This window comes from Sandaracinobacter sp., assembly GCF_041909755.1.
Taxonomy (GTDB): Bacteria; Pseudomonadota; Alphaproteobacteria; order Sphingomonadales; family Sphingomonadaceae; genus Sandaracinobacteroides.
On sequence record NZ_JAYRCW010000119.1, the window covers coordinates 1 to 6,542 of the forward strand.

Annotated in this window: 10 protein-coding genes; 1 reads left to right on the forward strand and 9 read right to left on the reverse strand. The window is 67.1% G+C overall.

Annotated elements, in window-relative coordinates:
- Both ACE3O8_RS12380 and ACE3O8_RS12385 read right to left on the reverse strand, forming a co-directional pair.
- Window positions 1-528, reverse strand: a 528-nt coding sequence (locus ACE3O8_RS12380) for a DEAD/DEAH box helicase (RefSeq protein WP_374390187.1), incomplete at its 3' end; no start/stop codon positions are given.
- A 22-nt stretch (window positions 529-550) separates the two neighbouring features.
- On the reverse strand, window positions 551-1,561 hold the full coding sequence (locus ACE3O8_RS12385) for a polyprenyl synthetase family protein (protein ID WP_374390189.1): 1,011 nt from the start codon (window positions 1,559-1,561) through the stop codon (window positions 551-553).
- A 46-nt stretch (window positions 1,562-1,607) separates the two neighbouring features.
- On the opposite strand from ACE3O8_RS12385, the gene ACE3O8_RS12390 reads away from it, so the two are divergent.
- On the forward strand, window positions 1,608-1,910 hold the full coding sequence (locus ACE3O8_RS12390; RefSeq protein ID WP_374390191.1) for a chorismate mutase: 303 nt from the start codon (window positions 1,608-1,610) through the stop codon (window positions 1,908-1,910).
- Window positions 1,911-1,923: 13 nt separating this feature from the next.
- Here ACE3O8_RS12390 and ACE3O8_RS12395 read toward each other — a convergent pair whose 3' ends face one another.
- The 7 genes from ACE3O8_RS12395 to ACE3O8_RS12425 all read right to left on the reverse strand — a co-directional run.
- Window positions 1,924-3,498 carry a phospholipase D family protein gene (locus ACE3O8_RS12395; RefSeq protein ID WP_374390193.1) on the reverse strand — a complete coding sequence of 525 codons (1,575 nt, stop codon included), beginning with the start codon at window positions 3,496-3,498 and terminating at the stop codon, window positions 1,924-1,926.
- A gap of 32 nt (window positions 3,499-3,530) precedes the next feature.
- A complete protein-coding gene (locus ACE3O8_RS12400) occupies window positions 3,531-4,241 on the reverse strand; it encodes an endonuclease/exonuclease/phosphatase family protein (RefSeq protein WP_374390195.1) in 711 nt (236 codons plus the stop codon).
- 19 nt (window positions 4,242-4,260) lie between these two features.
- The gene (locus tag ACE3O8_RS12405) at window positions 4,261-4,845 is read right to left on the reverse strand and encodes a hypothetical protein (protein WP_374390196.1); all 585 of its coding nucleotides are present in this window, start codon (window positions 4,843-4,845) and stop codon (window positions 4,261-4,263) included.
- Window positions 4,845-5,324 carry an ATPase gene (locus ACE3O8_RS12410; protein ID WP_374390198.1) on the reverse strand — a complete coding sequence of 160 codons (480 nt, stop codon included), beginning with the start codon at window positions 5,322-5,324 and terminating at the stop codon, window positions 4,845-4,847. Before ACE3O8_RS12410 ends, ACE3O8_RS12405 begins: the two co-directional genes overlap by 1 nt.
- A gap of 26 nt (window positions 5,325-5,350) precedes the next feature.
- Window positions 5,351-5,578, reverse strand: a complete 228-nt coding sequence (locus ACE3O8_RS12415; RefSeq protein ID WP_374390200.1) for a F0F1 ATP synthase subunit C — start codon at window positions 5,576-5,578, stop codon at window positions 5,351-5,353.
- 51 nt (window positions 5,579-5,629) lie between these two features.
- Window positions 5,630-6,373 carry a F0F1 ATP synthase subunit A gene (locus ACE3O8_RS12420; protein ID WP_374390202.1) on the reverse strand — a complete coding sequence of 248 codons (744 nt, stop codon included), beginning with the start codon at window positions 6,371-6,373 and terminating at the stop codon, window positions 5,630-5,632.
- 16 nt (window positions 6,374-6,389) lie between these two features.
- Window positions 6,390-6,542, reverse strand: a 153-nt coding sequence (locus tag ACE3O8_RS12425) for an AtpZ/AtpI family protein (protein WP_374390204.1), incomplete at its 5' end; no start/stop codon positions are given.

The following is a 6,542-nucleotide window of genomic DNA, read 5'->3' on the forward strand; positions in this document are numbered from 1 at the left end:
AACTGGGAAGCTGCGCCCCTGCGATTCCAAGATCGGCGCGTCTCCCATCAGCCGCGCGAACCGGGCGCCGTCCAGCGTGGCCGACATCGCAAGGATGCGGATTTCGGGGCGAAGCTGCTGCGCGTCGAGCGCGAGCGCGAGGCCCAGATCACCCTCCAGATTGCGCTCATGCACTTCGTCGAACAGCAGCGCCCCCACGCCCTCAAGGCCGGGATCGGCGATCAGCCGGTTCACGAACAGGCCTTCCGTCAGGCATTCGATGCGGCTGCCGGGCCTGGATTCCAGGCGGGTGCGATAGCCGACGCGGTGGCCCGCCTCTTCGCCCAGAAGGCTTGCGATGCGCTCGGCCGCGGCGCGCGGCGCCCGCCGCCGGGGCAGCATCAGCAGGATCTTCCGGCCTTCCAGCCAGCGGGCATCCAGAAGGGACGGCGCAACCAGTGTCGTCTTGCCGGCGCCCGGCGGCGCGACAAGCACCGCATTCGGCCGCTCGGTCAGGCTCGCAAGGAGGCCGGGCAGCACCTCCAGCACGGGCAGGCCCGTGGCCGACAGGTCAATAGGCGCGCTGGATGGCAAACTCGACCGTCTCGACCAGGGCCGACCGCGCTGCGCTCTGCGGCAGCCGCGCCAGCGAATCGATCGCCCGGCTGCCATAGAGCCGGGCGCGGGCCATGGTGTCCGCGATCGCGCCGGTGGCATGCAGCCTCTCGATGGCGTCCTTCAGTTCGGCGTCGCCGTTGGCCCTGCCAGACATGGCACGCTGCCAGAACTTGCGGGCCGCATCGTCGCCGCGCGCATAGGCCAGGATCACGGGCAGGGTGACCTTCCCGTCGCGGAAATCGTCGCCGATGTCTTTCCCCATGGTTTCCGCGTCCGACACATAGTCGATCGCATCATCCACCAGCTGGAAGGCGATGCCGAGGTTGCGGCCATAGGCTTCCAGATTGGCTTCCGTCGCTTCGTCCTTCTCCGCCACGACTGCGGCGATCTGGCAGGCAGCGGAAAACAGCGCGGCTGTCTTGGCGCTGATGATCTGCAGATAGCTGTCCTCGCTGGTTTCGACCACGCGCTGCGCCGTCAGCTGGTGCACCTCGCCTTCCGCAATGACGGCGGACGCGTTGGACAGCACCTTCAGCACCTTCAGGCTGCCGTCTTCCACCATCAGTTCGAACGCGCGGGAGAAGAGAAAATCACCAACCAGCACAGAGGCTTCATTGCCCCAGATGGTGTTGGCCGTTGCCCGCCCGCGCCGCAGGTCCGAGCCGTCCACCACATCATCGTGCAGCAGGGTCGCGGTGTGGATGAACTCCACCGCAGCCGCCAGCTTGTGGTGGCGTTCCCCCTGGTAATCCAGCGCGGCCGCGCAACCGAGCGTGAGCATGGGCCGCATGCGCTTGCCGCCGCCGGCGATCAGGTGACCCGCCAGTTCGGGGATCAGCACCACGGGGCTTTGCATCCTGTCGAGGATGACACGGTTGACGGCATTCAGGCCCGGTGCCACCAGCGCCATCAACGGCTTGAGGCTGGGCTTTTCGGGCCGGATCGGATGGACGGTCGCTGTCATGTCGGCATGGCGCTAGGCCAGTGGGCCGGGAATGGGAAGGGTCTTCATGTCGCGGGACGGGACAGGCGTCAGCAGGCTCGCCGAATTTCGGCGCTCGATCGACAATATCGATGCGGCGCTGGTGTATCTGCTCGCCGAACGGTTCAAGGTCACGCAGAAGGTGGGGGCCTACAAGGCCGAAACCGGCCTGCCACCCGCCGATCCCGGCCGCGAGGAGGAACAGATCGCCCGGCTGCGCCGGTTGGCGACGGAAGCCGATCTGGATCCCGAATTCTCCGAAAAATTCCTGCGCTTCATCATCGACGAAGTGATTCGCCACCACAGCCGCGCCGGAACCGGCGCTGCCTGAAGGCGAACGGGGCCTACAGCAGCCAGTCGATCGGCAGCAGGGCAAGCGCCTTCACGGCCAGTCGCTGGTGCAGGCGCGTTCCGGGCTCGGTTTCATGCACCACCGGACCGTCCGGGGTTTCCTCCAGCCATTGCAGCGCGCCATCGGGCGACAGACGCACTTCATAGGCCCGGGCGCGGACATCCGAGCGGAACAGCTCATGCAGCTCGCCGGCAAGCCTGGGGCTGTCCACCAGGAAGCCGAGTTCGGTGTTGAGCGCGACTGACCGGGGATCGAAGTTGAAACTGCCGACGAACAGGCGGCGCCCGTCCACGGCCATGGTCTTGGCATGCAGGGACGATCCGCTCGACAGGATCACCGGCCGGCTGCCCGAGCCGCCACCGATCCCCAACCTCAGCCGCGCGCGGTCGCCCGGCTCCGACTTCAGCTCCCACAGCCGGACACCCGCGCGCAGCAGTGCCAGCCGATGGCGCGCATATCCGGCATGGACGGCTGCGACATCGGTGGATTCGAGCGCGTTCGTCATCACATCCACCTCGACCCCGCGCCCGGCGGCCGCCACCAGCCCTGCCGACCCCTCCGTTCCGGGAACGAAATAGGCCGATACGATCGACAGGCGATCGACAGGCTCGCCCACGCGCGCGGCAAGCTGATCGGCCAGCAGCGCACCCCGTTCGACCCGCCCTTCCCCCTTCGCCGGATCATCGGACAGCATCGAGACGTCAGCCCATTCCAGATCCACGCCCGATGCGGACTTTGCACCGGCCAACAGGCTTTCGCGGATTGCCTCCGCATATCCGGCGGCATCCGGCCGCGCCGCTTCTGCCGCAAGCATCCCGCGCAGCTGCTCCAACGCGCCGCCGTCTGCGGGCGGAAGAATCGAGGCAGCGGGATAGCTGGATCGCGCAGCCCAATAGCGGTCGAAATCGGCCGCGAGTTCGGGCACCACCGGCCCGAACGCCAACAGGTCCAGATCCTCGAACTGGCTGCCGCGCGAGGCACCGAAATATTCATCGCCCACGTTGCGCCCGCCGATGACGGCTGCGGCGCTGTCCGCGATGAAGGCCTTGTTGTGCATCCGCCGGTTGAGGCGGCCGAAATCCATGATGTAGCCGACAGCCTTTGGCCGCCGGATCACGAAGGGGTTGAACAGCCTGACTTCGATTCCGGGGTGCGAATCGAGCGCGGCCAGCTCTGCATCGAGCCCCGCCGTGCCATTGTCATCCAGCAGCAGGCGGACCCGCACGCCCCGGTCGGCCGCCTCGATCAGTTCGCGCATCAGCAGGCGCCCCGAAATGTCGCCGTGCCAGATATAATATTGGAGATCGAGGCTGTGCTGTGCCGCCCGCGCCAGCGCCGCGCGCGCCGCAAAGGCGTCCATCCCATCCGACAGCAGGGCGACCCCGCTGTGGCCCGGATGCCGGCCGGCTTCCGTCTCGGCCGTGCGGGCCAGCCAGCTGTCGCCTGCGGGGATGGCACGGCTGTCGGTGCGGTCGGGAAGCGGCGGCAACGGGTTGAGCAGCTTCAGCACCAGCCCCGTCAGCAGCAGAAGCGCAACCGCGAGCAGGATCAGCTTCAGCAGGCCCATGGCGCCGATAAGATGGCGGCCCGCCCGTGATGTCAACGCGGCGGCAGCGGAAGCCCCAGCCTCACCCAGACGGGCAGATGGTCAGACGCCCGCGCCGCCAGCGGGCTGCGATGCACGCCGCTGTCGATCGCCTCGATGTCGTCAGAGAGGAAAATGCGGTCGAGCGACGCGATGGGGCGGGTCGCAGGGAAGCTCGCGCCGGTGAGGACGATGTGGTGATCGGCGGCAAAATCCGCGATGCAGCCGGCCGACGCCCGCCATTCGTTCATGTCGCCCATCAGGACCGTCGGCATGGATTGACGCCCGGCGATCGTGTCGAGAATGGCATGAGCCTGGCGGCGCCGCATCAGGCCCGACAGATCCAGGTGCATCCCGACGACCCGGACCGGCGCGCCCGACACCTCGAATTCCGCCAGCACCGCGCCCCGGGGTTCCAGCGCCGGAATCTCCAGTTTCAGCCTGTCGCGAAGGGCGATGCGCGGGCCTGCGAGGATGGCGTTGCCATGCCAGCCGATGGAAGCCGGCCGCGAATCGAAGGGTACGGGCGTCCAGCCATGATCGGCCAGCAGGTCGATCGGCAACGCTGTCGCGCGCGACCCGAAGCGGCGGTCCGCTTCCTGCAGGACGACGATGTCGGGGGCGAATTCCGCAAGGACAGCCAGGATGCGCTCTGGCCGGCGAACCATGTCGCCGCCGACTGCCTTGCGGATGTTGTAGCTGGCGGCGAGGAGGGAGACGCTCAAGGCAGCCTCCCCCGCAAGGTCAGTTCCGGTCGAGCCCGGCGATGGCCGCGTCGGTCAGGCCGGCGAGGTCCTTGCTGCGCGCGGCAAGCAGGGCCTCGGCGGCCTTCACCGTGATGTCGGCCGCGCGGGCCCGCAGTTCCGCCTCAGCGCCGCGCGCTTCGGCGGCGATCCGGTCTTCGGCCAGCTTCGTGCGCCGGCCGATGGCGTCTTCGGCATCTGCGGCTGCCTGCTGCACGATGCGCTTCGCTTCGGCTTCGGCGTTCGCAAGCGTCGCCTTGGCCTGGGCCTCGGCGTCGGCCGCGTCGGCGGCGGCCTTGTCCTTCATCGCCTGGGCTTCGGCCTTCAGCGCCGCGGCCTCGGCCAGATCAGCCTTCACCTTGTCTGCCTGGCCGTCCAGGCCCTTCAGGATCGCGGAAAAGGCGCCGACCTTCCACAGGATCAGCACAAACGTCAGGAACGCGAGGCCGACGATGGCGTAGCTGTCCAGCCCCAGCACGGTTTCGTGCGCAGCGGCATGTTCCGCTTCGGCAACGGTTCCGGGCGCACCGGCGGGCGCATCGGCCACTTCCGGCAGGTTGGACACGGTCGCAGATGTCTCTGACATCAGGCAGCCACCTTCTTCACCGCCTTGGCGGCCTCGTCGTTGGAGACTTCGAGACCCGAAATCCGCTTCACCAGATCAACCGTGGCGTCGGCCGCGATCCGGTCCAGTTCGGCAACAGCCTTGGCGCGCTGGCCCGCCAGCGACTGCGCCGCGGCCTCTGCCCTGGCTGCAAGCCCGGCATCCGCTTCGGCCAGCTTGCGCTGGGTCGCGGCGGTTGCCTCGTCCCGCGCCTTTCCGGTGACGGAAAGGGCACTGGCGCGCGCCTCTGCAAGCGCAGTGGAGCCACCGCTGCTCGCAGCCTCGGCGGCCTGATGGGCGGCCTCGGCCGCCTTCAGGTCGGCCGAGATGCGGGCCTTGCGGTTTTCCACCACCCTCTCGACGCGCGGGTAGAGCCCGCGCACCGCGAGATAGAGGAGGCCGAACACGACCACCAGCCACAGGATCTGCGGCAGCGCCTGGCTAAAGTCGAACTGGGGCATCGCGGCCTCCGCTCAGCTGTTCAGGATCAGACCGCGAACAGCAGCAGCAGGGCGACGAGGAACGCGAAGATGCCAAGCGCTTCCGTCACGGCGAAGCCGAAGATCAGGTTCGGGCGCTGGCTGTCAGCCGCCGCCGGGTTGCGAAGCGCGCCCGACAGGAACGAGGCAAACAGGTGGCCCACGGCGATGGCGGCGAAGCCCATGCCGATGGCGGCAAGCCCGGCACCGATGAACTTTGCGGCTTCTGCGTCCATGTGATCAGTCCTTTCGAATAAACTCAGTGAAGTTGGCCCAGGCAGGATTGCCTAGTGAAGATTGATGGAGTCGTTGAGGTAGATGCAGGTGAGGAGGGCAAACACATAGGCCTGCACCACCGCCACGATCAGCTCGAGGCCGTAAAAGGCCACGGTCATCGCGAACGGAAGAACGGAAATCGCCGCCAGCGCGCCACCGGCCGCACCCAGCGAGATCACGAAGCCCGCAAACACCTTCAGCAGGATGTGGCCCGCCGTCATGTTCGCGAAAAGACGGATGGACAGCGTGAGCGGCCGCGACAGGAACGAGATCAGCTCAATGAGCACGATCAGCGGCATCAGCACGATCGGCGTGTTCTGCGGCACGAACAGCGAGAAGAAGTGGAGACCATGCTTCACCAGGCCCACCGCGACACACACCAGGAAGATGAGCGCGGCAAAGGCAAAGGTCACCACGATGTGGCTGGTGACGGTGAAGCTGTAGGGGAACAGGCCCACCAGGTTCGCGACCAGCACGAACATGAACAGCGAGAAGACGAACGGCACGAAGGCGCGGCCCTTCGGCCCGATGTTTTCCTCGACCATGCCGGAAATGAAGCCCGTCACGCCTTCCAGCGCGGCCTGCCAGCGGCCCGGCACCAGCTGCGGATTGCGGCTGCCCAGCCAGAAGAACAGCAGGGCAAGCCCAAGGACGATCAGCATGAACAGCGAAGCGTTGGTGAACGCGGCATCGGCGCCCGCCACCGAAAGTTCGGCGTAGCGCTTGATCTCAAACTGCTCGAGCGGATTTGCCACCGTTGCGCTTTCGTTTCTAACCCTGGTCGTCGTTCAATTTCTTCAGCTGCTCCTCTCGGAGCGCCTTAGCCTCGGCATTCACGGCCTTCAGCAGGTTCCAGAAGCCCGCCGTGATCCCCAGGAAGAGGAACAGCAGAAGCATCCAGGGCCCTGTTTCAAGCCAGCGGTC